Consider the following 26433-nt stretch of genomic DNA (forward strand, 5'->3'; position numbering starts at 1 on the left):
TCCTCATGCCTCTGTGGGCGATTGCTTGGGGCTTTCCTCGCGGCTGCGTCTGGCGACGCGCTGGCCTGCGCCGAGCACGACCTTGGCGATTGCTGGCAGCACAAGCAGCGTGAGAATGGTGGCCGCGACGAGGCCGCCGATCACAGTCGTCGCGAGTGGTTTTTGGACTTCGGCGCCGGTTCCATGCGCCAGCGCCATCGGAATAAAGCCGATCGCCGGCACGAACCCGGTCATCACCACTGCACGCATCTTCTCGCGGCAGCCCTCGACGATCGCCGCGCCCAATTCGGCGCCGGCCTCGATCCGTTCTCTGATCGCGCTCATGACGACGAGGCCGTTCAACACGGCGACACCGGCCAAGCAGATGAAGCCCACCGCCGCCGAGACGGAGAAGGCGATCCCCGTCAAAGCGAGCGTATAGACACCACCGGCAAGCCCGAGCGGCACCGCGAGGAAAACCGATACGGCGCGGCCGAAACTTCCAAGTGCCATGAACAGCAGTCCGAAAATGCCGAGGAAGCACAAAGGCACGACGATCGACAGTCGCTTGGAGGCGGCTTGGAGGCTCTGGAATTGTCCGCCCCATTCCAGATAATAGCCCGCGGGAAGCTCGATCTTGTCGACCTTGGCCCGAGCTTCCTCGACGAACGAGCCGACATCGCGGCCACTCACGTTCGCCTGGACGACCACGCGCCGCTTGCCATTTTCCCGGCTGATCTGGTTCAAGCCGTCGGTGAAGCGGAACTCAGCGACCGCAGACAACGGCACTGACTGGCGCTGCCGACCCTCGACCGCGGGGAGCATGACGGGAAGCGCCTTGACCGCATCGAGGTCAACGCGAGTCTCGTTCGGCACGCGCACGGTGATGTCGAAGCGTCGGTCGCCTTGGAAGAGCAGGCCCGATTCCCGGCCGCCCATCGCAGCCGCGACGGTATCGGCCACCTCTTGTACGGTGAGCCCGTATCGCGCGATCGCTGCCCGATCGAAACGAACATCAAGCGTCGGCGCGCCGCCGGTCTGGTCGGCTTTGACACTCGATGCCCCTGGAATGCCTTGTAGCACGCGGACGATCTCGTCGGCCGAGGCGGCCATCTTCTCGAGATCATCGCCGTAGAGCTTGATCGCGACATCACCGCGAGCGCCAGCGATCAGTTCGTTGAAGCGAAGCTGGATCGGCTGGCTGACCTCGAACAGATTGCCGAGCTGGCCGCCGGCGGTCTTCTCGATCTTGTCAAGAAGCTCGGCCTTGGTCTCGCCCTTGGGCCATTGGTCCTGCGGCTTGAGAATGACGAAACCATCGGAGAAATTGGGCGGCATCGGGTCGGTCGCGACCTCGGCAGTACCCGTTTTGGAGAACATTAGCTGCACCTCAGGCAAGCGGGTCACCGCCTTTTCGACGCCGCGCTGCATCCGCAACGACTGTTCGAGCGAGGTCGACGGCACGCGGCTCGACGCCAGCGCGATATTCCTCTCGTCGAGCTGCGGGATGAATTCGCGCCCGAGCAGCCCAAAGACCGGGGCGCAAGCGAGGAAGAAGGCGAAGCCGCCGACGATGAACGGCCAGGGCCGCGCCACCGCCTTGTCGAGGAACGGCAGATATCGATCCTTGGCCTTGGCGATCAGCCACACCTCCTTTTCGGAGACCTTGCCGCGGATGAGGATGGCGACAAGTGCGGGCACCAGGGTGATCGCCAGCACGAAGGCGGAGACCAACGCCAGCATGATGGTGATCGCCATCGGCGAGAAGGTCTTGCCCTCAACCCCGGTGAAAGTGAGGAGCGGCGCGAAAGCGAGCAGGATGATCGCTTGGCCGAACACGGTCGGCCGGATCATTTCCTGGGAGGCTCGCATGGTTTCTTCCAGCCGTTCCCGGAGCGCGAGCAGCCGGCCCTCATGTTTCTGCCGATGTGCCAGCCGTGCCAGACAGTTCTCGATGATAATCACCGCACCGTCGACGATCAGGCCGAAGTCGAGCGCGCCGAGGCTCATCAGATTGCCGGGCACGCCGAAAATATTCATGCCCGTCGCCATCATCAGGAACGAGAAGGGAATGACCAGCACGGCAATGATCGCCGCGCGCCAGTTGCCGAGCAGGAGGAAGAGCGCCGCGGCAACAAGGATGGCGCCTTCGGTCAGATTCTTCTCGACCGTCTCGACGGTCGCGCCGACGAGCTTGGCGCGGTCGAGCACCACTTGTACCTCGACGCCCGGCGGCAAGGTTTTGGCGACCTGCTGGAGCTTGTCGCCAGCCGCCTGGGCGACGACACGGCTGTTCTGGCCGATCAGCATCAATGCCGTGCCGATAACGGCTTCGCCGCCGTTCAGACTGCCCGCTCCTGTGCGCAGGTCACCGCCGACCTTGACGTTGGCAACCGATCCGACCGTCACTGGAATGCCGCCACGCGTCGCCACCACCGCGTTGCGGATTTCGTCAATCGAACGAATGCGAGCATCGGCGCGAACGAGATAGGCATCGCCACCGCGATCGAAATAGTTGGCGCCGACCGCGAGGTTTGCCGCTTCGAGCGCCTGACCGAGCTCGGCATAGGAAATGCCGTAACTCGAGAGTTTCACCGGATCTGGCTCGACCACGAAGGTCTTTTCATAGCCGCCGATCGAATCGACCCCGGCGATGCCGGGTACGTTGCGGAGCTGCGGCCTAATGATCCAGTCCTGCACAGTGCGTAGATAGCCCGCCTGGGCCACCTCGCCGACGAGGCGTTCGCCCTCCGCCGTCAGGAAGCTGCCGTCCGACTGCCAACCAGGCCGGCCGTCGACGATTTTTGCGCCTTTGCCGCCAGGATTGGTATAGCCGACCGTGTACATCAGAATTTCGCCGAGACCGGTCGTCACTGGCCCGATCTGCGGTTGGGCGTCGCCAGGCAGTGTGTCGCGCGCAGCGGTCAGCCGTTCGCCGACCTGTTGGCGGGCGAAGTAGAGATCAGTGCTGTCGGAAAAGATCGTGGTGACCTGGCTGAAGCCGTTGCGCGACAACGACCGGGTCGTCTCAAGACCGGGGATGCCCGCAAGCGCGGTCTCGATCGGATAGGTGACCAGCTTCTCCATCTCGACGGGCGAGAGTCCCTTGTCGACCGTGTTGATCTGGACCTGCTTGTTGGTGATGTCGGGAACGGCGTCGATCGGCAGCTTGGTGAGCTGCCACAGCCCGAAACCGGCAATGACCAGGAACAGAAGGAGGATTGCCCACCGCGCGCGAACCGCGAGGGCCATGAGTGTTGCAATCATCGCTTATTCCTCCTCGCCCGCGCCCTTGCCGAGCTCGGCTTTGAGCAGGAAGGCGTTCTTGGTTGCGATGGTCCGGCCCGCGGCGAGGCCTTCGGTGATCTCGACCCGACCGGCGCTGCGCTGGCCGATCGTCACGAATTGGGCCTTGAAGCCGTCTCCAGTGCGGACGAACACCGCATCCTTGCCGTCGACGGTCTGCACCGCCTCGTCGGGCACGACGATGGCACTGCTCTGCTTCCCGTTGCTGGGGAGAAGCCGGACGCGCACCGCGAGGCCAGGCTGGAGCGCAGGGCTGCGCACGTCGAGTACGGCTGTCGCCTGGCGGGTTTCGCCGTTGAGCGTCGGCGTGACCGAACGTACCTTTGCGTCGACGGTGCCGCCGGTCGGCAGTTCGACAATCGCGCGATCGCCTGAGCGGAGACGCGCGGCGTCGCTCGGCAAGATCGCCGCCTCAATCTGAATCTGGTTGGGATCGGCGACCCGGAACAACTCGGTTTCCGGCTGAACGAACGCGCCAAGGCTGACGTTCTCCGCAGTCACGCGGCCTGAAATCGGACTCGCGACAATCACACCGGTGCCGTCGCGCGTGACGTTCGCGGCGCCAGCCGCGACCTGTGCTCGGCGCGCTTCGGCTGTTGCGGCAGCCGCTTCGGCCTGGGCCTGCTCATAGTCGACCCGCGCCGACACCTTCTCATCATAGAGATAGCGTTCGCGCGCCAAATTCTTGCGGGCGAGCGTGGCCTTTGCCGCCGCTGCGGTGCGATCCGCGACGATCTGTGCGGCGTCCCGGCTGGTCACAACGGCAAGCGCCTCGCCGGCACTGACCGGATCGCCCAGACGCTTGAAGATGCGGGTGACCGCGCCGCCGACGCGCGCGGTCACGACGGCCTCGCCCATCGGCGCGGCGGTGACGGTCGCTTGCGACACGATCTCCGCACCGAGGCCGCCGGGCTGGACCGTCTCGGTCAGAATGGCCGCGTTCGTGATCGCCTCGGGCGTCATCGCGATGCTGTCGGCGGGCGCCGCTGCTTTCTCCTCGCTTGAGGTGCTTTTTGTCGTTTCTGTCGGAGGAGAGGATGTCGTGCATTTGGCGACGGAGAAGCCGCCGATCGCTGCAGCCAGCACGGCTGCGGCGATGCCGCCTGTCAGGCGCTTGTCCTGGGTCATCATGAGAGGTCTCCGGAAAGGGTAAGACGCGGGCACGGGTCGGCGAGCGACTCGGCGCTGGGCGCGATCGGGGGAAAGGTGAGCGCCATAATCAGCGAGCACCCGGTGCGGGCGCCGTCAGACGCGCAAGGCGCGCTTCCGCCTGGTGATAATCGACCAGCGCATTGGCGTAGGCGGCGCGTGTATCCGCCAGCGTCTGCTCGGCCTGTAGCAAGTCGAGCTGGCTGAACTTGCCTTGAGCGTAGCCGATGCGCGCGATGCGAGCGGCTTCCATCGCGGCGTTAAGAACCGGTCCACCGGTCGCGCGAGCAGCCTCTCGCGCATTGGTTAGATCGGCTTCGGCCGATGCAATATCCTGCTCGACATTGAGGGCGGCGAGCCGTCGTTCAGCGTCGGCCTGATCGCGTTCGGCCTGCGCCTGCCGCACTGCGGCCGCGCCGTTATTGAACAAGGGAAGCGGAACCGACAGGCCGACGACGGCCGCTGTATCGTTGGTCGCAGCAAGCCGACGCGCGCCGGCGCTGATCGTCACATCGGGAATGCGTTGCGAGCGTGCGAGCCGGACCCGCGCCGAAGCCGTGTTTACGTCGGTTCGCGCCGCCACGAACGCGAGCGTGCCCTCAGCTGCTGTCGGCGGCTGCGGACCATAAGTGAGGTGCTGGACGTTGGTGAACCAGGCGAGGTCGAGCGGCCCCGCGACCGGTTGTCCGACGAGGCGGATCAGGTTGGCGCGCGCCACCTCGGCGTCGCGTACCGCCTTCTGTTCGGCGACGCCGGTGTTGACCCGGAGGACATCTGCGCGTTGTTGATCGATCGGTGCGCCGGCGCCGGCCTTCACGCGCGTTTGCGCCGCCTTGAAGGCGTTCTCGGCGAGACGTGTCTGATCGCGTGCGATCGCCAGCCGCTGTTCCGCCGCAGCCGCTTCGATATAGGCTTGGGTGACCCTCAGCCTCAGATCGGCCGCCGCGATTGCTGCATTGATCTCGGCGCGGGCGCTCTGCGAATTGGCGACCGCGATTCGCGCAGAGCGCTTGCCGCCGAGCTCGATTGGAAGTTGCACGCTGGCGGTGGTTTCAGCGCTGCGCACGCCGCGATAATCGCCGGTGCCGACGATGTTCTCGCTCTCGACGACGAGCGAGGGATTGGGGCGCAGGCCGGCGACGGCGCGCCCTGCGCTGGCGGCTCGGACGCCGGCGGAGGCCGCTTCGACCGAAGGGGACGAGCCGGCGGCAAGGCTCAGCGCGCGTTCGAGCGTAAAGGGCGCTTCTGCCGCAGCCGGCAGCGAGGCCGTCTGCGCCTGCGCGATCGACGCGCAGGACGCCACGGCCGCAAGGGCCGCGATGACACGGTGCATGAAAAAATACTCCTGACGATACCAAGAAGCCCGCATCGCCGGTCAGGCGGGTGCGGATCAGTTCGGAAGCGTCAGGCTCTGGGAGGTCGCCGTAGCGATTCTGATGAGACGGCGTGCAGGGCGGCCGAACGGGACGAGAAGATCACGGCGACGAGTGTCTGGCCGGGCAATGGCGAATCGTTCGTCACGGGCACGCCAACAAAATGGCCTTGGCAGCCGCTGTGATGATGCGGATAGCCCTTCTCGGAATCGGCCGGAACCTGATCCGAATCGCCCGATATGTGACCAAGCAACGAAGCCTCGGTGGCATCGAGACAGCCGATCGGTTCGGCGGCATGCGCCAGCGATCCCGTTCCGATCGAGATCGCCAAGCCAAGACAAAGAAGAAGGGCCAACAGCCTTCGCATCGTCGGCGCCTTTAGCAAATGCCGCCGGGGTTGTAACCCGGTTCGGTAAGCGATTGCCTCGATCGAGCGCTGTTGAGGTCGGCACGGGCGTGGAGCAGGATTTGAATCCCGCCCCAGATACCGAGACTCGCCATGATTGCCGCAACCAGTATGTCGGGCCATGCGGTGCCGGTCCCGAACACGCCGAGCGCGGCAAGCAGCACCGCAGCGTTGCCGATGGCGTCGTTGCGCGAGCAGATCCACACCGATCGCCGGTTGGCGTCGCCCTCGCGGTAACGGTACAGCATGAATGCGACGACACCGTTTGCGACCAGCGCGATCGCACCGACAATTCCCATCGTGCCGGCGTGGGGCGACGTACTGCCAAAGGCGGCCAAGACCGTGGTTACGGCTATATATAGGCCGAAGGCGAGGATCGTGCCGCCCTTCACCATCGCGGCGCTGGCGCGCCACCGCAAGGCCGCGCCCGCGACCATGAGGCTAATCGCGTAATTGGCGGCATCACCGAGAAAATCCAGCGCATCGGCTTGAAGCGAACGCGAGTCCGAAACGAGCCCGGCGATGATCTCGCCGGCGAACATGGCGGCGTTGATGGCGAGCGCGATCCACAGGACACGGCGCCACAGCGCGTCGACCTTGCCGTCGGCATTCTCGGAAGCGCAGCTTGTACAGACCAACTGGTTTCTCGCACGACTTTCGTGAGAGCCCTATATGCACCCTGTAGCGACTACAGGGTCAAGACGGATTGCGACAATGTTGACCATTGGAAAACTGGCCAAGGCGGCTGGGACCAGCGTCGAGACGGTGCGGTGGTACGAACGCGAAGGGCTGATCGCCGCACCGCCGCGAAGCCGCTCCAATTATCGCAGCTACGGGCAGCGCGACCTCGCGCGGCTGTGCTTCATCCGGCGCGCGCGTGAGTTGGGTTTCTCGCTCGATCAGGTACGCGGCTTGCTCGACCTTTCCGAAAATGGCGGACGCGACTGTCGGCATGTCGATGCGCTGGCCAAGGAGCACCTCGACGCGATCGACCGCCGGATCGCGGATCTCGGCCGCCTTCGCGACGAGCTCGCCCGTTTGCTGAAGTCGTGCGATGGCGGTGCGCTCGCCGATTGCCGCATCGTCGAAGCCCTTTCTCCTGCCGGTCAATGGTTCGATTGAGGCCGACCCGGCGCAATCAAGCAGGGGCGTCAGTGGTGCAATGTATCGCCTTCCGATTATCTCGCGAGGAGCAGGACCAGCGCAATCGAGCCAGCCGCCATGCAATAGAAGGCAAAAGGCCGGAATGCCTCGGGCTCGTGTTGGCGAAACCATCGCATCAGCACCGACGCACTTATCCATGCGCAGATCCCTGCGACAACCCCGGCGAACAGCGCGACGCTACTGAAGTGTCCGCCTTGCTTGAGAAGCTTTGGAACTTCGAGCACGGCGGCGCCGACGATGATCGGGGTCGCGGTGAGGAAGGAAAAGCGAGCGGCGTCCTCGTGGTTCAGGCCGACGAGATAGCCGCCTGCCATCGTCATTCCCGAGCGCGAGAAACCGGGGATCAATGCCAGGCATTGGCAGAAACCGATCGCGAGTGCGTGATGCCAGCGCAAGGCAGCCAGGTCGCGCGAGACGATCGGCTTGCGCCGATCGGCGGCGAATAGCAGGAGACCGTTCAGGACCAGAATTGCCGCTGCGGTTCGCGGAGCGGCGAAGCCGGCGCGCAGGGCGTGTTCGAATAGCGCCCCCAGCACGGCGGCCGGGACGGTAGCGATCATGACCTTGCCGAAGATCGCTCGCTCTGCGCGGGCGTTCGGCGACGACTTCACCAAGATGGCTTGGCCGAAGCTCCACCAGTCGCGCGCAAAGTAAAGTAGTAACGCGACCGCTGTCCCGAGATGCATCACGACGAGAAAAGGCAGAAAACCTGGAGATGACTGATCAATACTCCAGCCCAGCAGAGCGGGGAGGATGACCGCATGTCCGAGACTGGAGATCGGAAAGAGCTCGGTGATGCCTTGGACGAGCGCCAGAAGGCCCGCCTGGAAGAAGTCCATTCGGTGTCTGCTACCGCGTGGCGTCCGACGTTTGGCTGGTCGCCTTGCGTCGGTTGAACGAGAAGCCGAGAGCGATTGCAATCAGCATTGCGGCTTGGGCCGCGAGCGATTGTACGGTGGGGAAGATGCCCAGCAGCGAGACGCGGGGCGCTGCCACGAGCGGTGCGATGTTGATAATTCCTGCTTCTTGCAGTGCCGCGACGCCCTTGCCGGCGAGCACCACGGTGAGCACCGCCATCAACCACGCGCTGTAGTTGAAGAATTTGGCGATCGGAAGATCTCGGCTGTAGCGCAACATCGCCCAGGCGATGATCGCCAGCGCTGCAACCGCCACCCCTGCGCCGGCAAGCATTGCGCCGCCATTCCCCTGCGTCCACAGCGCCGCATAGAAGAGGATCGTCTCGAACACCTCGCGATAGACGACGATGAAGGCGAGCCCGAACAGGAGCCAGGCCGATCGCCCGGTCAGCGCCTTGGTCATCTTGTCGCGGATATAGCGTTGCCACTGATCCGCCTGCGCTTTGCCGTGCATCCAGATTCCGACCGACAGCAGGACGACGGCAGCGAAGATCGAGCCAAAACCCTCGGTCAGTTCGCGGCTTGCGCCGCTAATTCCGATCGCATAGGTCGCCACCGCCCAAGTTGCGACGCCCGCCGTGAGTGCGCTGATCCACCCGCCGTGAACGTAGGGCAGCACCTCGACTCGCTCCGCCTTGCGCAGGAAAGCGATCATTGCGACGACGATCAGCAGCGCCTCCAACCCCTCGCGCAGCAGGATCGTGGCGGCACCGACAAAGGTGGTGAGCTCGCTTCCGCTGTTGGATGCGAGCGCCGCCTCCGCATCATCGAACAGGCCGTTGAGGATCTGAACGCGGCGGGTTGCGTCATCCGCGGAAACGTCCCGCCCAATTGCCGCCCGATACTGGCCCATCTCACTCTCGATCCGGGTCATCAACGTCGCATCGCGAGCGCCGAGCGTCGGCTCGATCGGCTCGAAACCGTCCAGATACGCGGAGAGCGCAAGATCCTGCGCTTGCTTGCGCTGTCCGGCACGATAGGCCGCAAGGCTATCGGCGAGGCGAGTCCGTACCAGATCGAGCGAGCCCGAAGGCTGCTGAACGACGGCATCCGGATGTCGACGGAGATAGGCGAACACTGCGTCAGCCTTGTCTTGTCCGATCGTTTTGGCGAGCGTCGCCGGCCGCAATCCGGCCAGCGTCTTGAGGTCCGGTACGAGCTTATGGAGCGAAGGGCCGCTCGCCCAAAGATGCTTGCCCTCGCTCACCTGCTGATCGGTGAAGGCGAAATGCCCCGCATAGAAAGCGAGCGCCCAGCGATCCTGGCTGGGAAGCGAATCCCAGCTCGGCATCGCGGTGCCGTCGATACCTTGGGTAATAACCTGATAGAGCGCGAAGATGCTGCGCTGCTCCGCCCGCGCCCGATCGGTGAAGGCGATCGGCGGTGTCGAGAGACTCGCGGCATTAGGGCCGTGACCATCGCCAGCGATACCGTGGCAGGCGGCGCAGTTTTGCGCGTAAAGCGCCTTGCCGCGCGCGAACGACGGCGCATTGGCCGGGGCGAGCGGAACCGGATAGGCGGCAAGCAATGCGGCGGCTAGACCATGTCCTGCCTGGGCAACGTCCTGCTTCGGCGCCTTGTCGGCGATCAGTCGTTGTAGCCGCGCTACACCGTCCACAAGCTCCTGACGCTGGGGATTTGCGGGAAGCGCCGCGATCTTCGCAGCAGCGGACGCCGAGAACTCGGTCATCTCGGCATATTCCGAAGGGCTGGTGATGCGGCCGTCCGAAACCGCACCGTCATAGTCGACGGCGATATAGTCGAGCAGCCGCCACGCGGTCTGTACCTCGTTGGGGTTCGCAGCGGCCCGGGCACTTGTCGGGGCCAGCACGAGCGCCAACGCCGCGAAAAAGAACGCAAGCAAGCACTGCCGATGGGCAGTGGCGGGAAACGACATCAGGACGCCTTCCTCAAGGTAGGGGGCGAGAGTTCGGCGAGCGCGCCGCGAACGATCTCGTAGGACGAGTGAAGGAACAGGCCGGCGATCGCAGCGGCGACGACGAGGTCGGGCCAGGCGCTTCCGGTCCACACGATGACTCCGGCGGCCAGGATCACGGCGATATTGGCGATCGCATCGTTGCGACTGAACAGCCAGATGGCGCGGACATTGGCATCGCCCTCACGAAAGCGTGCGAGCAGCAGCGCGGAGACGACGTTGACCGCCAGGGCGACGATGCCGATGCCGCCCATCAACGCCGCTTCGGGCGGAACGGCATGAAAGGCCCGCCAGATCGAGAAGCCGATCACGCCGAGGCCGAGGAGGCCGAGAAAGACTCCCTGGGTGAGGGCGACCTGCGCCCTCGCGCGCGTCGTCCAGGTCAAGGCGAGCAGTCCGAGAAGGCTGATCGAGCCGTCCCCCAGGAAATCGAGCGAATCGGCCTTGAGCGCCTGACTGGCTGCGGCGAACCCGCCGGCGAGTTCGATCGCGCCGAACCCGAGGTTGAGGATGACGACGGTGAGCAGCGCCCGCCGATACGCGGGATCGCGTTCGGCGCGAGTCGTATCGCCGTGGCAACCGCAGGAGGATTCGGTCATGACGCTTCCCCTACAATCTCCAGTCACTATAGATTCAAGCACTTTCTTGCGATAAAGTCGCATTAGCACTCAACAAGGAATGGGTATGGGCGACGCTTTCACGATCGGGCGGCTTGCCCGCGATACGGGCACCAAGGTGCCGACGATCCGCTTTTATGAAGAGATCGGATTGCTAGGGACGCCGATCCGTACGGCGTCGGGTCATCGCCGTTACGGCAGCGGCGATGTACGACGCCTCGCCTTTATTCGCAGCGCCAGAAAGCTCGGGTTCTCGACCGAAGAGATCCGGTCGCTGCTCGGTTTGACCGAGCATCCCGAGCAAAGTTGTGGCGCAGCGTCCGACATTGCCAGACGCCACCTCGGTGAAGTCGAGCGCCATATCGAACAATTGATCAAGCTCCGAGACGAACTCCGCGCGATCAGCACGGTTTGTCCGGGAAGCAACGTGTCCGATTGCGGCGTCATCGCCGCGATCGCCCATTCGCCGGCTTAATCGGACGCCCATCGGTTGCGGATTGCCGCATCCGCCGCCGCATCAGCAAAGTGTAGGTTGCGGGGATCACGAACATCGAGAGCAGCGGCGCGGTCAGCATCCCGCCGATCATCGGCGCGGCGATGCGGCTCGTGATCTCCGAGCCCGCGCCGTGACCGATCAGGATTGGCAGCAGGCCGATGACGATCACCGCCACGGTCATCGCTTTCGGCCGCACGCGGAGCAGCGCGCCTTCGCGGATCGCCTCGCAGATCTCGGCATCGCTCGGGTGTTCGCCGCGCGCAGCCAGTGCCTGCTTGAGGTAGATCAGCATCACCACGCCGAACTCGGCGGCGACGCCGGCGAGCGCGATGAATCCGACACCGGTCGCGACCGACTGGTTGTAGCCCAGTAGATAGAGCGCCCAGAACCCGCCGGTCAGCGCGAACGGCAAGGTGCCCATGATCAAAGCCGCCTCGTCGAACCGCCCGAAGGTGAAATAGAGCAGCAAGAAGATGATCGCGAGCGTCGCCGGCACGACCAGCTCGAGCCGCGCTTCGGCGCGTTTGAGATATTCGAATTGGCCGGCATAGCTGATCGACACGCCGGGGGGCGGCGTCACTTGCCGTGCGACGGCGCGTTGCAGGTCGCCGACCACCGAACCGAGCGCGCGGCCGCGAACGTCGACATAGACCCAGGTCGAGGGGCGCCCGTCCTCGGTCTTGAGCATCGGCGGGCCGTCGGCGATCGCGATGCGGGCGACGCTGCCCAGCGTGATCTGCTGGCCCGACGGCGTATAGATCGGCAACTGGCGCAGCCCGTCGAGGCTCTCGCGCAGGTCGCGTGGGTAGCGCACGCTGATCGGATAGCGCGCGACGCCCTCTACGGTCTCGCCGACCACCTCGCCGCCAACCGCGCCCGAGACGATCTGCTGCACGTCGGCGATGTTGAGCCCGTAGCGACCCGCCGCCGCGCGATCGATGTCGACATCGACATAGCGGCCGCCAGTCAGCCGGTCGGCAAAGGCCGAGGTGACGCCGGGCACGGTCTTGGCGACCTGCTCGATCTGCTGCGCGACGCGGTCGAGCTGGGCAAGATCGGCGCCCGTCACCTTGACCCCGATCGGGCTTTTGATCCCCGTAGCCAGCATGTCGAGCCGGTTGCGGATCGGCGGCACCCAGACGTTGGTGAGGCCGGGCACCTGGACGGTGCGGTCGAGCTCGGCGAGCAGCTTGGCCGGCGTCATGCCGGGCCGCCACTGGTCGCGCGGCTTGAACTGGATGGTCGTCTCGAACATTTCGAGCGGCGCGGGATCGGTGGCGGTATCGGCGCGCCCCGCCTTGCCGAACACGGTCTTCACCTCGGGCACGCTCTTGATCAGGCGGTCGGTGCGCTGAAGCAGGTCCGAGACCTTGTCGATCGAGATGCCGGGCAGCGCCGAGGGCATGTAGAGCAGGTCGCCCTCGTTCATATTGGGAATGAACTCGCTGCCGAGCCGCGCGAGCGGCCATGCGGTGGTCGCCAGCACCAGCGCCGCGAGTCCGAGCGTCAGCCACGGCCGCGCCAGCACGCGATCGAGCGCCGGGCGATAGGCGCGGGTCAGCCCGCGGTTGATCGGATTGTCCTCCTCGGCGGGAATACGGCCGCGGATCAGCCAGCCCATCAGCACCGGCACCAAAGTCACCGCGAGGATCGCGGCCGAGGCCATCGCATAGGTCTTGGTGAAGGCGAGCGGCGCGAACAGCCGGCCCTCCTGCGCCTGCAAGGTGAACACCGGCACGAACGAAAGCGCGATGATCAGCAGGCTGAAGAACAAGGCCGGACCTACCTCGATCGCGGCCTCGGTGACGACCTGCCAGCGTTCGTCGCCGGCGATCTCACGATCGGGATGATCGCTGCGCCAGTGTTCGAGCCGCTTGTGGGCATTCTCGATCATCACGATCGCGCCGTCGACCATCGCGCCGACCGCAATGGCAAGCCCGCCCAGCGACATGATGTTGGCATTGACCCCTTGGATGCGCATCACCAGCAGCGCGGCGAGAACGCCGAGCGGTAGCGTCAGGATCGCGACCAGCGCCGAGCGCGCGTGCCACAGGAACAGCGCGCAGACCAAGGCGACGACGATAAACTCCTCGATCAATTTGTCCTTGAGGTTGTCCACCGCGTGGTCGATCAGCTCGGAGCGGTCGTAGGTCGTCACAACCTGCACCCCCGCCGGCAGGCTGCGCTTCAGCTCGGCCATCTTCGCCTTGACCGCCGCGATCGTCGCGCGTGCATTGCCGCCCGAGCGCAGGATGACGACGCCGCCTGCCACCTCGCCTTCGCCGTTCAATTCGGCGACGCCGCGGCGCATCGCCGGGCCGGCCTGGATGGTGGCGACGTCGCCCAGCGTCACCGGCACCCCGCCGGCCGCGGTCTTGAGCGGGATGGCGCGGAAATCGTCGAGCGTCCGGAGATAGCCCGAGGCGCGGACCATATATTCGGCCTCGCCCATTTCGAGCACCGAGCCGCCGGCTTCGGCATTGGCGTGTCTGATCGCATCGACCGCCTGGCTGAAGGTGATGCCGTAGGCGGCGAGCTTCACCGGATCGACCTGGACCTGATATTCCTTGACCATGCCGCCGATGCTGGCGACCTCGGCGACGCCGGGCAGCGTCTTCAGCTCGTAACGCAGGAACCAATCCTGGATCGAGCGGAGCTGGGCGAGGTCGTGCCGGCCGCTGCGATCGACCAGCGCATATTCGTAGATCCAGCCCACTCCGGTCGCATCGGGGCCGAGCGCGCTGGTCGCGCCCTCGGGCAGCCGGCTTTGCGCCTGGTTGAGATATTCGAGCACGCGCGAGCGCGCCCAATAGAGGTCGGTGCCGGGCTGGAACAGGATATAGACATAGCTGTCGCCGAAGAACGAATAGCCACGCACGGCCTTGGCGCCCGGCACCGACAGCATGGTAGTGGTGAGCGGATAAGTGACCTGATCCTCGACGATCTGCGGTGCCTGGCCCGGCCAGTTGGTCCGCACGATCACCTGTGTGTCGGAAATATCGGGCAGCGCATCGACCGGCGTGTCGCGCATCGCCACCAGACCGGCGACGAGCAGCGCCAGCGCGCCGAGCACGACGAACAGCCGGTTCGCCACCGACCAGCGGATGACGCGCGCGATCATCGGCCTGTCTCGTGCGCGATGGAGGTCAGTGTCGGACCTTGCGGTGGCTGACTGAAGGCGAAGGCGACACTGTCTCCCGCTTTGTAACCAGCGACCAGCTTGGAATCAGGCACGCGGAAGGTCATCGTCATCGCCGGCCAGCCGAGCGCCGGCACCGGCTGGTGCGAGATGGTGATCGCGCCGGAATCGAGCTTCTCGATCCGGCCGCTGGTGCGGTAGGTCGCGGTGCTAACCTTTGGTGTGGCGGCTTCCTCGTCGCTGCCGCCAACCGCATCGACCGCGCGCGCTTGAATGCCGGTCAGGCTCGCCTCGGAATCGATCAGGAACTGGCCCGAGGCGACAATCTTCTCGCCTTCGCGCAAGCCCGCCAGGATTTCGGTCCGGCCGTCGCTTTCCGCCCCGGTACGCACTTCGGCGGGGCGGTAGCGGCCACCGGGTTCGGCGAGCATCACCAGCGTGCGCGTGCCGGTGCGGATCAGCGCCTCGCTCGGCACCAGCAACGCCTCGCGGCTGCCCTGGTTGAGCGATACGGTGGCGAACATGCCGGGCCGGAGCTTGCCGTTTCGATTGCTCAGCTCGGCACGAACCGTCAGCGTGTGGCTCGCCGTATCCGCCTGCGGCAGGATCGCCGAGATACGACCGGGGAAGGTCTCGTTCGGGAACGCGCCGACGGTGGCGCTGATCGGCGCGCCGACGCGCAGCTTGCCGGCGATCGTCTCGGGCACCGCCGTGTCGAGCCAGACGGTGGCGAGCCCATCGATCTCCGCGAGCGTCTGGCCCTGCGATACGGTCATGCCCTTGCGCACGCCGAGGCTCTTGATCGCGCCGCCGATCGGGCTGCGGATGGTGACGACCGGATGCGGCCGGCCGCTTCGCGCTACGCTGTCGATCAACCCCGGCGCCATGCCGAGCAGCAGCAGCCGCTCGCGCGCCGCCCGCGCCAGCGCCGCGTCGCCCGAGCGGCTGGCGGCGAGATATTCGGTCTGCGCGCCGCCCCATTCGGGCACCAGCAGGTCGGCGAGCGGCGCACCCGCGCCGATCACGTCGTCGGGCGCGCGGCCATAGACGCGCTCGACGAAGCCCGAGGCGCGCGGCTGGACCAGCGCGACGTTGCGCTCGTCATAGGCGATCGTCCCCGGCGCGGTGACCGCAGACGCGAGCGTGCCGCGCTTCGCCGTCACGATCCGCGCGCCCAACTGCTGCATCTCGGCCGGCGACACGATCACGCCCGGCGTTGCGGCCTTGCCCGCGCCCTGATCGGCATAACGAGGGACCATCTCCATCCCCATCGGCGACTTGCCCGAATGATCGAAATGCTGGTCCGGGATCATCGGATCGTACCAATAGAGCACCTTGCGGCCGGAATCGGCGGATGGCGGAGAAGCGGCGTGCTCGGTGAGCCGGGCGGCTGTGAACCCGACCGCGCCGCTCACGCCGATGGCCAAAAGGATGGCGCGGCTCGCGGCCGTGCGCGGAACGAGGTCGGCGGGTTTCATCGGTCTTCGCTCCGATAGGTGAGCACAAGTCGCGCGCCGTCCGCGGCGACGACGGCCTCGCGGTCGAGTGTGGTGAGAATGGCGTCGGCGAGCGCGGCATGCGCGTCGGCGATGTCGGCAAGGCTGGCGCGACCGGCCGCATAGCTTGCGGTTTCGAGCTTGACGCGTCGTTCGGCGAGCGGCTGGAGCGTATCGCGCGCGCGCAGCCATTGTTCGTGATGCATGACATGGTCGGCGATGTCGGAGGCGAGCTTGTCGGCCAGCGCCCGGCGCACGTCCTCCTGCGCCGCCCGCGCCGCAGCCGCTTCGGCTTCGCTGGCGGCGATCTGCGCATTCTGCCGATGGCGCGTAAATATCGGCAACCCGATCGTGACCCCTGCCGACACATAGTCGCCGAAGCGCGGATCGCGATGCTGATAGGCGAGGTTCACGCCAAAGTCGGGCCGGCGGTCGGCTTCGGCGAGGCGCAGATCGGCATTGGCCTGGTCCGCGCTTGCCGAAGCCACCTCGACCATCGGGTGCTGATCGATCGCGGCCCTGAGCGTGGCCGCATTGACGTCGAATTGCGGGATCGGCCCGGAGATCTCAGGCGCGGGATCACCCGTCCATCGGGTTAACGACGCTCGTGCCTGCGCGACCGCCGCTATGAGCTCGCTGCGCCGGTCCTGCATTTTGGCGACCGCTTCTTCGCCGGCGATGACTTGCGCGGGTCGGGCGGATCCGGAGGCAACCGCCTGCGGCGATGTGCGCACGATCTTTTGAAGGCGTCCTAATACATCGTCGAGCGCAGTTACACGCCGCTCAGCATAAGCGAGATTGATCCAGGCGAGTGCGGTCGCGACCTCGACATCGCGCGCCGTTGCGACAGCCTCGGCTTGTGCGGCCGCGATGTTGGTGTCGGCGCGCGCCTGTTGGGCGTGACGCTTGGCGAGGTTCGGGATGTCCTGCGACACGCCGACCTTGACCCACGTGAAATTGTCGCGGTTGGGCTCGAACGCGAGCGGCCCCGAAATCGGAAAGCTGTCGACGCTGAGCCCGAGCGTCGGATCGGGCAGCGCGCCCGCCGCGCCGCGCGCGGCTCGCGCCGCATCGATGCCATGTTCCTTTGCGCGCAGCGACGGCGCATCGGCCTGCGCAAGCCGCAGCGCCTGCTGGAAAGTGAGCGGGCCGGCCCTGGCCATGCTCGGTACAAGCATGGCGGCCAGCAAAAGACGAGATGCACGCATGCAGTCCCCCTTTTGTAAAATCATGAACCATCAGGTCGCGGGCGAGCGAGCCCGCGACCGTGCAGCCTAAGCATCAATGCGAAGTACGGTGTCGCCTCAGCGGTCGCCATGCTCCGCAGCCATGCAACTGTCTGGCGACATCTTCATCATCGCGCAGTCGCAAGACCCGCTCTTCGGCTGGTCGGGAACCCATACCCGTCGGGCGGGCTGAGGCGACGACCTGGGTCCGAATTGGGGCGGCGTCTCCCACTGCCAATGGCCGCCAGATTGCGGAGCGTTGGCCGAGACCGCCGAAGCGATGGCGGCGAGCATAATGGCGGCCGACGATGCCGCGATACGATATCTGATCATGACGAGTTCCGATCCATTTTCCCGACTGAAGCGGCGGATCGGCGAGGCTCCGGCGCGCAATGCGTCGAAGCTCATGTGGACCGATCCGCGGCGGAAAGCGGATCAGGCGGTCGGCGGATCGGGTTCCGGGTGCGAGGTGATGCCGTGGAGACGGTGAATGACCGGCATGGCCGGCACCATCGGTGTCAGCACCATCCGAGCGATCGGCGTTGGCTCCTGCGGTTGCGCCAGAGGAATGACGCAGCCCATCGCGGCGATGCAGCCCAGTGTCATGCTCTTGCAAGGCGTCGAGTCGGTTTGACGAGCGGGCATCGCGCGATCACCCATCGCCATGGCGCAATCATCCATGACGGCGGTTTTCGAAATAGGGGAAACCATCATCGGGCCGGCCGCATAGGCAGCCTGCTGCGCAAACAACCCGACCAGGGCCATTACCAACAATACAAGTGCAAACCGCGTCTTCATTGCAGAGAAAGCCTGCGCCTCATTCCGGTGCGCGTCAATTGTCATGATGTGCGTGAGCCGCGCCTTTCGCATGATCATCGTTCGATGCGGGCATGCCTTTCATCATCGGCATATCCTTCATCATCTCGTCATGGTCCTCGGGCGCGCTCGCGATGGTCGCTTTATATTGCTCGACCGACATGGCGGGCAGCTTCTGGATGAACGCGACCATGTCCCAGATCAGCGGATCGGGATGCGTCTTGCCCCAGGCTGGCATCGCGGAGAGCTTGACGCCGTGCTTGATCACCCAGAACTGCTGCGCGGGCGTGAGGTCGGTGCTCTTGGCGAGCTCGGGCGCCTGGGGATAGAGACCTTGCGAAATCTCGGTCTTCTCGACGCCGGGGCCGAGATGGCAGCCTTGGCACATCTCGACATAGAGCCCGGCGCCCGCCGAGACATGCTCGGGCGTCTCAAGATCGGCGGGCGGCTTGATGCCGCGCGCATGGACAGTGATCGAGCGATCACGCAGGCTCTCAAGCAGCCCGAACACCGGCCGGGTGTGCGGCGAGTCCGCGGCGATATTGTAAGCGCCGAACCAGACGAAGGCCGCGATCAGCAGCACGACGATGATTGCCAGCCCGGCGATGAAGGGGCCGCTCGGCAGGTGGTGACGCAGGCGCGATGGTGTGGCGGACATCGTTGGAATCCCTTTAGAACCAGGTACGGATGCCGAGCACGAGGCTCGTCGCGTGAGCGGATTCGCCGTTGCGCCGGGCGAAGGTCGCGGTGCGGCCGGTCTTCGCTTGATAGGAGACGCCGACATAGGGGGCGAACTCGCGCTTGATCTCGTAACGCAGGCGCAAGCCGAGCTCAGCGTCGGTCAGCCCCGCGCCGATCCGGTCCTCGGGCACGTCCTGCGCGGCGAAGTTGAACTCGACGCGCGGCTGGAGGATCAGCCGCTGCGTGATCCGCTCGTCATACCAGCCTTCGGCGCGTGCGAGCACGTCGCCCTTGGTCGACAGGAACAGCGCCGCCTCGGTATCGAACATATAGGGCGCGAGGCCCTCGACCCCGACCGTCGCATAGGTCCGGGTCGGCGACGGCTGGAAATCGTGGCGAACGCCGGCCTGGAGGTTGAAATAGGGACCGATCGCATGGCTGTAGAGCGCCTGCGCCTCGGCGCTGTCGACGCCGCGCCGAAAACTGCCTTCGCCTTCCGACTTTAGCACAAGCCGGTCGATGTCGCCGCCCACCCACGCCTCGCCGTCCCAGCGATAGCCGTTTCGGCCGTTTCGCACCTGAACTTCGGCGAGGTTGAACAGCACCTGATGAAATGTCTGTCCGCCGTCTTCGTGCATCATCTGCTTGCGCGCACGCTCCATCGCGGCAGTCGGGAAATCGCGATCGGCATAGTGATCGGTCGGCGGTGGCGGCGCAGGCGCATGTCCCACCGGCAGACTGGTGCCGGGGGCCGTTTTCATTTGCATCTCCGGCATCGCGCCATGGCTCATATCCATGCCCGGCATCGATCCCCGGCTCATGTCCATGCCAGACTTTGGGTGCTCCTGAGCGGGGGCGGCCTGTTGACCGGACGTGTCCATTCCCGTCATGTTGCCCGCCGACATATCCATGTCCGGCATCGGCTTCTTGGCAGCCGGCTTGGCGGCTTGGGCTGGTTTCGAAGCGGCGGCCTTGTGAGATGCTGCTTTGTGCGCCTGTTTTTTCTTCGGCACCGGCTTCCTTTCCGGAGGCTTCTTTTTCGCCGGCATCGGCTTCGACATGTCCATGCCCGGCATCTGCATGCCCGACATCGACTGCGCGGCGGCGGGAACGGCGGCGAGCGTCAGGGCAGCGGCCCCGGCAAGGAGAGCGACACGGATCATGCCGCGTCTCCCGGATTGCGGACGCTCACCACCCGCATCATTCCGGCCAACATGTGGTAGAGCAGATGGCAATGGAATGCCCAGTCGCCGGGCACGTCGGCGGTAAGGTCGAAGGCGACGATGCCGCCCGGCGCGACCAGCACGGTATGTTTGCGCGGTGCGTGATCGCCATGCCCCGTTACCAGCTCGAAAAAGTGACCGTGCAGATGGATCGGATGGGCCATCATCGTGTCGTTGATGAGCTTCACCCGGACCCGCTCGCCGTTGATGAACGGGATCGGCTCCATCGCGTCCGACATCTTCACGCCATCGAACGACCACATGAACCGCTCCATGTTGCCGGTCAGGTGAACGTCGATCGAGCGCGAGGGCGCGCGCACGTCAGGATTGCGATCGAGCGCGACGAGATCGGTATAGACGAGCACACGGTGGCCAACATTCTCGAGGCCCTGTCCGGGCTCGCCGGTGCGGTCCATCGGCATCGGCGCGATCGTCTGGACGCCCGGTCCCTTCTTGACCTCGGGCGCCTTGGAGAAATCGCGCATGTCCATGCTCTGCGTCGTGCCGGATTGGCCGCCATTCATGCCGGCCATGCCCTGCATATCCGAGCCGCCCTGGTGGCCCGCCATGTCCATGCCCATGTCCTTCATCGTCGCTATGGGGCGCGGGCGCAGCGGCGGGACCGGCGCCGCCATGCCGGCGCGCGGCGCGAGCGTGGCGCGCGCGAGGCCCGACCGGTCGACGCTTTCGCTGACAAAGGTATAGGCGCGATCCCCAGGGACGACGATCGCGTCATAGGTTTCGGCGACGCCGATCTGGAACTCGTCGGTCTCCACTGGCCGCACATTCTGCCCGTCGGCCTGGACGATGGTCATCGGCAGGCCGGGAATGCGCACGTTGAAGGTGGTCATCGAGGAGGCGTTGATGATCCGCAGGCGCACCCGCTCGCCGGGTGTGAACAGGGCAGTCCAATTATCCTCGGGCCCGCGGCCGTTGATGATGTAGGTATAGACCGAGCCGGTGACGTCGGCGATGTCGGTGGGGTCCATCCGCATCCCGCCCCATTGGATGCGCTCGTCGAGCGGCTGGTCCTTTCCCGCGAGCAACCCGGTGAACGTCTGCTTCTGATAGTTGAAATAGCCCGACCCCGCCTTGAGCCGGCTGAAGATCGTCTCGGGCGACATGTCGGGATGGTCGGCGAGCACGATGACATGCTCGCGGTCATAGGCGACCGGATCGGCGCCAGCCGGATCGATCACGATCGGGCCGTACAGGCCGAGCTGCTCCTGGAAGCCCGAATGGCTGTGATACCAGTAAGTGCCCGACTGCTTGATCGGGAACTCATAAAGGAAGGTCGAATGCGGCCGGATACCCGGAAACGAGATGCCGGGCACGCCGTCGAACTGCGGCGGCACCAGCAAGCCGTGCCAATGGATCGAGCTGTCCTCGTCGAGATCGTTGGTGACGCGGAGCCGCACGTTCTGCCCCTCGCGCAGCCGAATGATCGGCCCTGGAACAAAGCCGTTGATCCCGACGGCCTTGGAGGCGCGACCCTCGACGGTCAGCTTCTGGCGCGCGATGGTGAGCGCGATGTCGGCGCCGTTGAGGCTCGGCAGCGGCTTGGCAATGCCGCCGGTGCCGTTCTGCGCCCAGGCGGGCATCGCGGCCGCAACGGCGAGACCGCCTGCAGCGTAGCTGGCGCGGCACAACAACTGACGACGATCGATTGGGTTGGTCATGCGTGTCCCTGCTGGCGATGGCGTCCGCCCAAATCCGATTACGCGAGCGGCAAACGCTCCCCTCATCAGCCGGGCAATTTTTTTGAGATAGGGTCTGACACCGTGTCAGGGTCAAGCCGCGCCGCTCGCGTCGTCGGCGAGCACCCGCGACAGTCGCTCGCGCGCCCGGCGCAGTCGCGTCTCGACCGCCTTCTCGCTGATTCCAAGAGCCTGCGCGGTTTCGGCCTGCGACAGACCCTCGATCGTTCGTAGGATCAGTGGTTCCTTGAGAGCCGTCGGCAGAACCGTGATCGCGCGGGTGGCGCGTGCCAGTTCCTGTCGATCGGTGGCAATGCGGTCGGGCGGCGCGCGCTCGTCGGCGACCCGTGTTGCCTCGTCGTCGAGAATGCCCGTCGAATCGAAGAGCCGCCGCACCCACCGTTTGCGACCCCAGTCGCGGCTCTTGTTGAGCGCGATCGTCGAAAGCCACGCGCGCATCGGTCGCGCCGGATCGTAGCGCCCAAGCGCGCGATAGGCAGCGGCGAAACACTCCTGGACGAGATCGAATGCCTCGTCTGCGTCGCCGACATGCGCGCGGACCAGCCGATAGACCGGTTCGCGGTGGCGCCGCATGATCTCCGCGAAGGCGGCGTCTCGACCGCCCAGCGTCAGCGCCGCGAGCTCGCCGTCCGACAGACTGGAAAGCTCGAGGCTCACTTGGAGTCGGCGGTCAGCGCTTTCACCACCGCGCGATCGAACCTCGCGGCCTGGTCGGGTCGCAGAATCTGCCGCATCGCGAAGATGTGTGCCAGCGTCGCCTTCTGAAGCTCGCCCATCGCCTGATGCGAGGCGTCCACCGCCGCCGCGACCTGCGGCCCGTTGCCATGCTCGGCCTCGATGGCGGCGGCGAGCCGCGCATTGTCTGCGCGGATTTCGAGTTCCAGCGCTTGGCGACGCACCACGAAGCGCTGTTCAAGCACGTCGAGCGCCGCCTTCTGGCGGTCGTCGAGATCGAGATGGTGGTGGAGTAGCTCGTGAAGCTCGATCCCCGGCGGCTGTGGTGCGGGGATCAGCACGCGCCCCACGAACACGCCGGCGATCGCGGCGAGAAAAGCGGTCAGGACAATCCCGACCGTCCAGCGGCCGCGGTTCATCGGTCGCCGAGCAGCAGTGTCGAGGGTGCCAGCGGCGATGCCGCGCCGAAAGGCGACAGGCTGGCCGCCGACGCGGTTGCGACCGGCATGCCGCCGCCCGCAATGCCCATCGCCACGGCACCGATCGCGGCGGCGACAGCGATGTGGCTGGGCGCGCGCCGATCGCGCTCGTTCAGCTCATGAATGCGCGCGAACACCGCTTCGTCGAGCCGTTCCAGGCCGTCATGTACGGGCGCTGCGGCGAGCCGTCCCAATGCCTTATCGATGTCCATCATCCGATCCACTCCGCCCTGCCAACTTATATTACGTCGCTTTGCCGCCTGCCCCTCATATCTTTGTGTGCAGGCGTGCCGCGGTGGGCTGCGATCTCTCCGCTGAACCTCGACGAAGCATCTTTGCGAGGGAATGCTCGGTTCGGCGCGTAACTCCTTTGAAGCTACAGCCTGACGAAAGGGCTTGACCCTAACATGGTGTCAAACCCCATCTAAGAATGCTCTGGAGAATGAGCATGACGGAACACGCGCATCAACACACCCACGATGAAGGCCAATCCGCCTGCTGTGCCGGCCATGCCGGGCCGGCAGGCGTTAAGCCCGTCGATCCGGTGTGCGGCATGACGGTCGATCCCGCGAACACGCCGCACCACGCCGAGCATGACGGTCAGGCCTATCATTTCTGCAGCGCCGGCTGCCGCACGAAGTTCGTTGCGAATCCCGATGCATATCTCGGCGACCACCCCCGGCCCGAGCCCAAGGCGACGTCCGGAGCGATGTGGACCTGTCCGATGCACCCCGAGATCCGCCAGGAGGGCCCGGGCACCTGCCCGATCTGCGGCATGGCGCTCGAGCCGGAGGAGCCCTCGGCGGACGATCAGCCCAATCCCGAACTGGTCGATTTCACCCGTCGGGTTTGGGTTGCGGGCGTGCTCTGCGTGCCCTTGCTGATCGTCTCGATGGGCGCGGAGATGCTGGGGCTGCGGATCGTGGCCCCGGCGCTGTCGCCCTGGGTCCAGCTCGTCCTGGCCGCGCCGATCGTGCTGTGGGCGGGCGGGCCGTTTTTCGAGCGCGGTTGGATGTCGCTCAAGACGCGCCACCTCAACATGTTCACGCTGGTTTCGATCGGAGTCGGTGCGGCCTTCTGCTACAGCTTGGTCGCCACGGTCGCGCCGGGTCTGTTCCCTGCATCGTTCCGTCAGCACGGCATGATCCCCGTCTATTATGAGGCGGCGGGCGTAGTGGTGACGCTGATCCTTCTAGGTCAGGTGCTCGAGTTGCGCGCCCGCGCCGCCACCGGCCGCGCGATCCGCGCGCTGATGGACCTTGCGCCCAAGACGGCGCGCCGCGTCACCGATGGCGGCGAGGAGGAGGTTCCGCTCGGCGACGTCGTCGCCGGCGACCGGCTGCGTGTGCGGCCCGGCGAGGCGATCCCGGTCGACGGCGTGGTGGTCGAGGGCCGCTCGCCGGTCGACGAGGCGATGCTGACGGGCGAGCCCGTGCCGGTCGTCAAGCAGGCCGGCGACGCCGTCACCGGCGGCACCGTCAACACCACCGGCAGTCTGCTGATCGAGGCGCGCGCGGTCGGCGCGGACACGGTGCTGGCGCGCATCGTGCGCATGGTCGCCGAGGCGCAGCGCAGCCGTGCGCCGATCCAGGCCGTGGCCGATCGTGTGTCGGGCTGGTTCGTGCCGTTGGTGGTGGGGATCGCGATCGCCACCTTCATCGTCTGGAACCTGGTCGGCCCCGAGCCGCGCTTCGGCCATGCGCTGCTGAACGCGATCGCGGTCCTCATCATCGCCTGCCCCTGCGCGCTCGGTCTCGCCACGCCGATGGCGGTGATGGTCGGCACAGGGCGCGGCGCGCACGCGGGCGTGCTGGTCAAGAACGCCGAGGCGATCCAGCGCTTCGAAACCGTCGACACGCTGGTCATCGACAAGACCGGCACGCTGACCGAGGGCAAGCCCAAGCTGGTCGCGATCGAGCCAGCGGACGGCATCGCAGAGGAGGAGCTGCTGCGCCTCGCGGCGGCGGTCGAGGCGCATTCGGAGCATCCGCTGGCGCACGCGATCGTAACCGCCGCCGAAGCGCGCGGGCTGACGATCCCGGCGGCGGAGAATTTCGCCTCCGCAACCGGACAAGGCGTCTCCGCTAGCGTCGAGGGGCGCAAGGTTGCGATCGGCAATGCCGCGATGATGCGTGCGGCGGGGGCCGATCCCGCCTCGCTCGAAACCGCCGCCGACGCCCGCCGGCGCGAAGGCGTAGGCGTCATGCTGGTTGCGGTCGACGGCAATATCGCTGGGCTGCTCGCGGTCGCCGATCCGGTGCGCGAGGGCGCCAAGGAGGCGCTCGCCACGCTTCACCACGAGGGCTTGCGGATTGTCATGCTGACGGGCGATAGCCGCGCGACTGCCGAAGCTGTGGCGGCGAAGGTTGGCGGCGTGGACGAAGTGCGCGCCGAACTCCGGCCTGAGGACAAAGCCGCCGCGATCGCCGAGTTCCAGCGCATCGGGGGCAAGGTCGCGATGGCGGGCGACGGCATCAACGACGCCCCTGCGCTCGCCGCCGCCGATGTCGGGCTCGCAATGGGAACCGGCGCCGACGTCGCGATCGAAAGCGCCGGCATGACGCTGACCGGAGGCGACCTCGCCGCGATCGTCCGCGCCCGCCGGCTTTCCCGCGCGACGATGCGCAACATCCGCCAGAACCTGTTCTTCTCGTTCCTGTTCAATGGGCTTGGCGTGCCGATCGCGGCGGGCGTGCTCTATCCCGTGGCGGGCCTCCTGCTCTCGCCGATGATCGCGGGGGCGGCGATGGCGCTGTCCTCCTTCACCGTCGTCACCAATGCGCTTAGATTGAACGCGGTGAAGCTATGAACATCGGCCAGGCCTCGAGCGGGAGCGGCGTTTCGCAGCGGATGATCCGCCATTATGAGGCGATCGGGCTGATCCCGCCACCCGCGCGGCGCGACAGCGGCTATCGCGACTATGCCGAGGTCGACGTCGCGCGGCTGCGCTTCATCGCCAATGCTCGCGATCTCGGCTTTCCGATCGAGGAGATACGCGAATTGCTCTCGCTCTGGGCCGATCGCGATCGTTCGAGCGCGGAGGTAAAGACGCTCGCGCTCGCCCGCGCCCATGAACTGCACCGCAAGGCGGCCGCGCTCGAGGCAATGCGTCGAACGCTGCTCGACCTCGCAAAACGCTGTCAGGGCGATGATCGCCCCGACTGCCCGATCCTGGCCGAATTGGCGAAGTAGATTCGCCAACGATCGATAAGGCGCCATTCCGCCACGATCAATCTTGCGGCTGCCAACGGTTGATTGGCGCCACGAGATGGCTCGTCCAGATTGCTAAACTCGTCTCCGCCTTTTACATGCGCCCCTGCGGTTCATTGCATTCCCCCGGAACGAAGCCGCCACTTGCCGAACGACGACGGATATCGAATGCCCGCCCGCCAAGACGGTTGAATGCCACGATCAAACGTCACGATCAAACGTATCGGACGCTTAAGCATCGTTGACCTTCGTCAGGTGTAGGGTTGTCGTGCCACGAGATGCTGCGCCAAGCCGTCCCCGCTAATTCCCACGACGCAAATCTATTGGCCCGCGATGCCCATGCGCCGCAGAGGATCCAATATTCAAACGATCGGCTCGACGCGCAGTAGCAAAGCGACATCGTGATTGTGGATTCGCGTCATCGCCA

General features: G+C 65.9%; 23 protein-coding genes. 4 read left to right on the plus strand and 19 right to left on the minus strand.

Going from position 1 to position 26433, the window contains the following annotated elements; genetic code table 11:
- Positions 1-3 precede the first annotated feature (3 nt).
- The 5 genes from DFR49_RS12265 to DFR49_RS12285 form a co-directional block, all read right to left on the minus strand.
- The gene (locus DFR49_RS12265) at positions 4-3246 is read right to left on the minus strand and encodes an efflux RND transporter permease subunit (RefSeq protein WP_147373684.1); all 3243 of its coding nucleotides are present in this window, start codon (positions 3244-3246) and stop codon (positions 4-6) included.
- Positions 3247-3249: 3 nt separating this feature from the next.
- Entirely contained in the window at positions 3250-4416 is a 1167-nt protein-coding gene (locus DFR49_RS12270; RefSeq protein WP_119035934.1) for an efflux RND transporter periplasmic adaptor subunit, read from the minus strand.
- A gap of 88 nt (positions 4417-4504) precedes the next feature.
- On the minus strand, positions 4505-5767 hold the full coding sequence (locus DFR49_RS12275; RefSeq protein WP_119035935.1) for a TolC family protein: 1263 nt from the start codon (positions 5765-5767) through the stop codon (positions 4505-4507).
- 71 nt (positions 5768-5838) lie between these two features.
- Entirely contained in the window at positions 5839-6174 is a 336-nt protein-coding gene (locus DFR49_RS12280) for a hypothetical protein (protein ID WP_147373685.1), read from the minus strand.
- A gap of 11 nt (positions 6175-6185) precedes the next feature.
- A complete protein-coding gene (locus DFR49_RS12285) occupies positions 6186-6851 on the minus strand; it encodes a cation efflux transmembrane domain-containing protein (RefSeq protein WP_119035937.1) in 666 nt (221 codons plus the stop codon).
- Positions 6852-6927: 76 nt separating this feature from the next.
- Here DFR49_RS12285 and DFR49_RS12290 point away from each other — a divergent pair, with 76 nt between their 5' ends.
- A complete protein-coding gene (locus DFR49_RS12290; protein WP_119035938.1) occupies positions 6928-7335 on the plus strand; it encodes a MerR family transcriptional regulator in 408 nt (135 codons plus the stop codon).
- 56 nt (positions 7336-7391) lie between these two features.
- On the opposite strand, the gene DFR49_RS12295 is transcribed toward DFR49_RS12290, so the two are convergent.
- The 3 genes from DFR49_RS12295 to DFR49_RS12305 are packed head-to-tail and all read right to left on the minus strand — an operon-like array spanning position 7392 to position 10829.
- Entirely contained in the window at positions 7392-8216 is an 825-nt protein-coding gene (locus DFR49_RS12295; RefSeq protein ID WP_119035939.1) for an undecaprenyl-diphosphate phosphatase, read from the minus strand.
- A gap of 10 nt (positions 8217-8226) precedes the next feature.
- A complete protein-coding gene (locus tag DFR49_RS12300; protein WP_119035940.1) occupies positions 8227-10191 on the minus strand; it encodes a cytochrome c/FTR1 family iron permease in 1965 nt (654 codons plus the stop codon).
- Positions 10191-10829: a cation efflux transmembrane domain-containing protein gene (locus tag DFR49_RS12305; protein ID WP_119035941.1), complete on the minus strand. Its 639-nt coding sequence runs from the start codon at positions 10827-10829 to the stop codon at positions 10191-10193. Before DFR49_RS12305 ends, DFR49_RS12300 begins: the two co-directional genes overlap by 1 nt.
- 85 nt (positions 10830-10914) lie before the next feature.
- Here DFR49_RS12305 and DFR49_RS12310 point away from each other — a divergent pair, with 85 nt between their 5' ends.
- A complete protein-coding gene (locus tag DFR49_RS12310; protein ID WP_119035942.1) occupies positions 10915-11322 on the plus strand; it encodes a MerR family transcriptional regulator in 408 nt (135 codons plus the stop codon).
- Here the strand turns inward: DFR49_RS12310 and DFR49_RS12315 are convergent.
- From DFR49_RS12315 to DFR49_RS12365, 11 genes are all read right to left on the minus strand, one after another.
- Positions 11291-14464 carry an efflux RND transporter permease subunit gene (locus DFR49_RS12315; RefSeq protein WP_119035943.1) on the minus strand — a complete coding sequence of 1058 codons (3174 nt, stop codon included), beginning with the start codon at positions 14462-14464 and terminating at the stop codon, positions 11291-11293. The two genes, DFR49_RS12310 and DFR49_RS12315, sit on opposite strands and share 32 nt — an antisense overlap.
- Entirely contained in the window at positions 14461-15960 is a 1500-nt protein-coding gene (locus DFR49_RS12320) for an efflux RND transporter periplasmic adaptor subunit (RefSeq protein ID WP_119035944.1), read from the minus strand. The genes DFR49_RS12315 and DFR49_RS12320 overlap by 4 nt, the downstream gene beginning before the upstream one ends.
- Positions 15957-17186: a TolC family protein gene (locus DFR49_RS12325; protein ID WP_119035945.1), complete on the minus strand. Its 1230-nt coding sequence runs from the start codon at positions 17184-17186 to the stop codon at positions 15957-15959. The genes DFR49_RS12320 and DFR49_RS12325 overlap by 4 nt, the downstream gene beginning before the upstream one ends.
- 96 nt (positions 17187-17282) lie before the next feature.
- Entirely contained in the window at positions 17283-17612 is a 330-nt protein-coding gene (locus tag DFR49_RS12330; RefSeq protein WP_245968410.1) for a hypothetical protein, read from the minus strand.
- Positions 17613-17639: 27 nt separating this feature from the next.
- Positions 17640-18080: a hypothetical protein gene (locus DFR49_RS12335; RefSeq protein WP_147373686.1), complete on the minus strand. Its 441-nt coding sequence runs from the start codon at positions 18078-18080 to the stop codon at positions 17640-17642.
- Positions 18037-18678: a c-type cytochrome gene (locus tag DFR49_RS12340; RefSeq protein WP_119035947.1), complete on the minus strand. Its 642-nt coding sequence runs from the start codon at positions 18676-18678 to the stop codon at positions 18037-18039. The genes DFR49_RS12335 and DFR49_RS12340 overlap by 44 nt, the downstream gene beginning before the upstream one ends.
- 13 nt (positions 18679-18691) lie before the next feature.
- Positions 18692-19864 (minus strand): copper resistance protein B, encoded by a 1173-nt coding sequence (locus DFR49_RS12345; protein WP_119035948.1) that lies wholly within the window; start codon positions 19862-19864, stop codon positions 18692-18694.
- Positions 19861-21603, minus strand: coding sequence for a copper resistance system multicopper oxidase (locus tag DFR49_RS12350; RefSeq protein WP_119035949.1), 1743 nt, complete (start codon positions 21601-21603; stop codon positions 19861-19863). Before DFR49_RS12350 ends, DFR49_RS12345 begins: the two co-directional genes overlap by 4 nt.
- 111 nt (positions 21604-21714) lie before the next feature.
- Positions 21715-22299, minus strand: a complete 585-nt coding sequence (locus tag DFR49_RS12355) for an RNA polymerase sigma factor (protein WP_119035950.1) — start codon at positions 22297-22299, stop codon at positions 21715-21717.
- The gene (locus DFR49_RS12360) at positions 22296-22736 is read right to left on the minus strand and encodes a periplasmic heavy metal sensor (RefSeq protein WP_119035951.1); all 441 of its coding nucleotides are present in this window, start codon (positions 22734-22736) and stop codon (positions 22296-22298) included. Before DFR49_RS12360 ends, DFR49_RS12355 begins: the two co-directional genes overlap by 4 nt.
- Positions 22733-23011, minus strand: coding sequence for a hypothetical protein (locus DFR49_RS12365; RefSeq protein ID WP_119035952.1), 279 nt, complete (start codon positions 23009-23011; stop codon positions 22733-22735). Before DFR49_RS12365 ends, DFR49_RS12360 begins: the two co-directional genes overlap by 4 nt.
- A gap of 233 nt (positions 23012-23244) precedes the next feature.
- Here DFR49_RS12365 and DFR49_RS12370 point away from each other — a divergent pair, with 233 nt between their 5' ends.
- Positions 23245-25605 carry a heavy metal translocating P-type ATPase gene (locus DFR49_RS12370; RefSeq protein WP_119036406.1) on the plus strand — a complete coding sequence of 787 codons (2361 nt, stop codon included), beginning with the start codon at positions 23245-23247 and terminating at the stop codon, positions 25603-25605.
- Positions 25602-25988, plus strand: coding sequence for a Cu(I)-responsive transcriptional regulator (gene cueR / locus DFR49_RS12375; RefSeq protein ID WP_119035953.1), 387 nt, complete (start codon positions 25602-25604; stop codon positions 25986-25988). The genes DFR49_RS12370 and cueR overlap by 4 nt, the downstream gene beginning before the upstream one ends.
- Positions 25989-26433 lie beyond the last annotated feature (445 nt).

The sequence above is a fragment of the Hephaestia caeni genome (assembly GCF_003550065.1).
GTDB lineage: Bacteria > Pseudomonadota > Alphaproteobacteria > Sphingomonadales > Sphingomonadaceae > Sphingomonas > Sphingomonas caeni_A.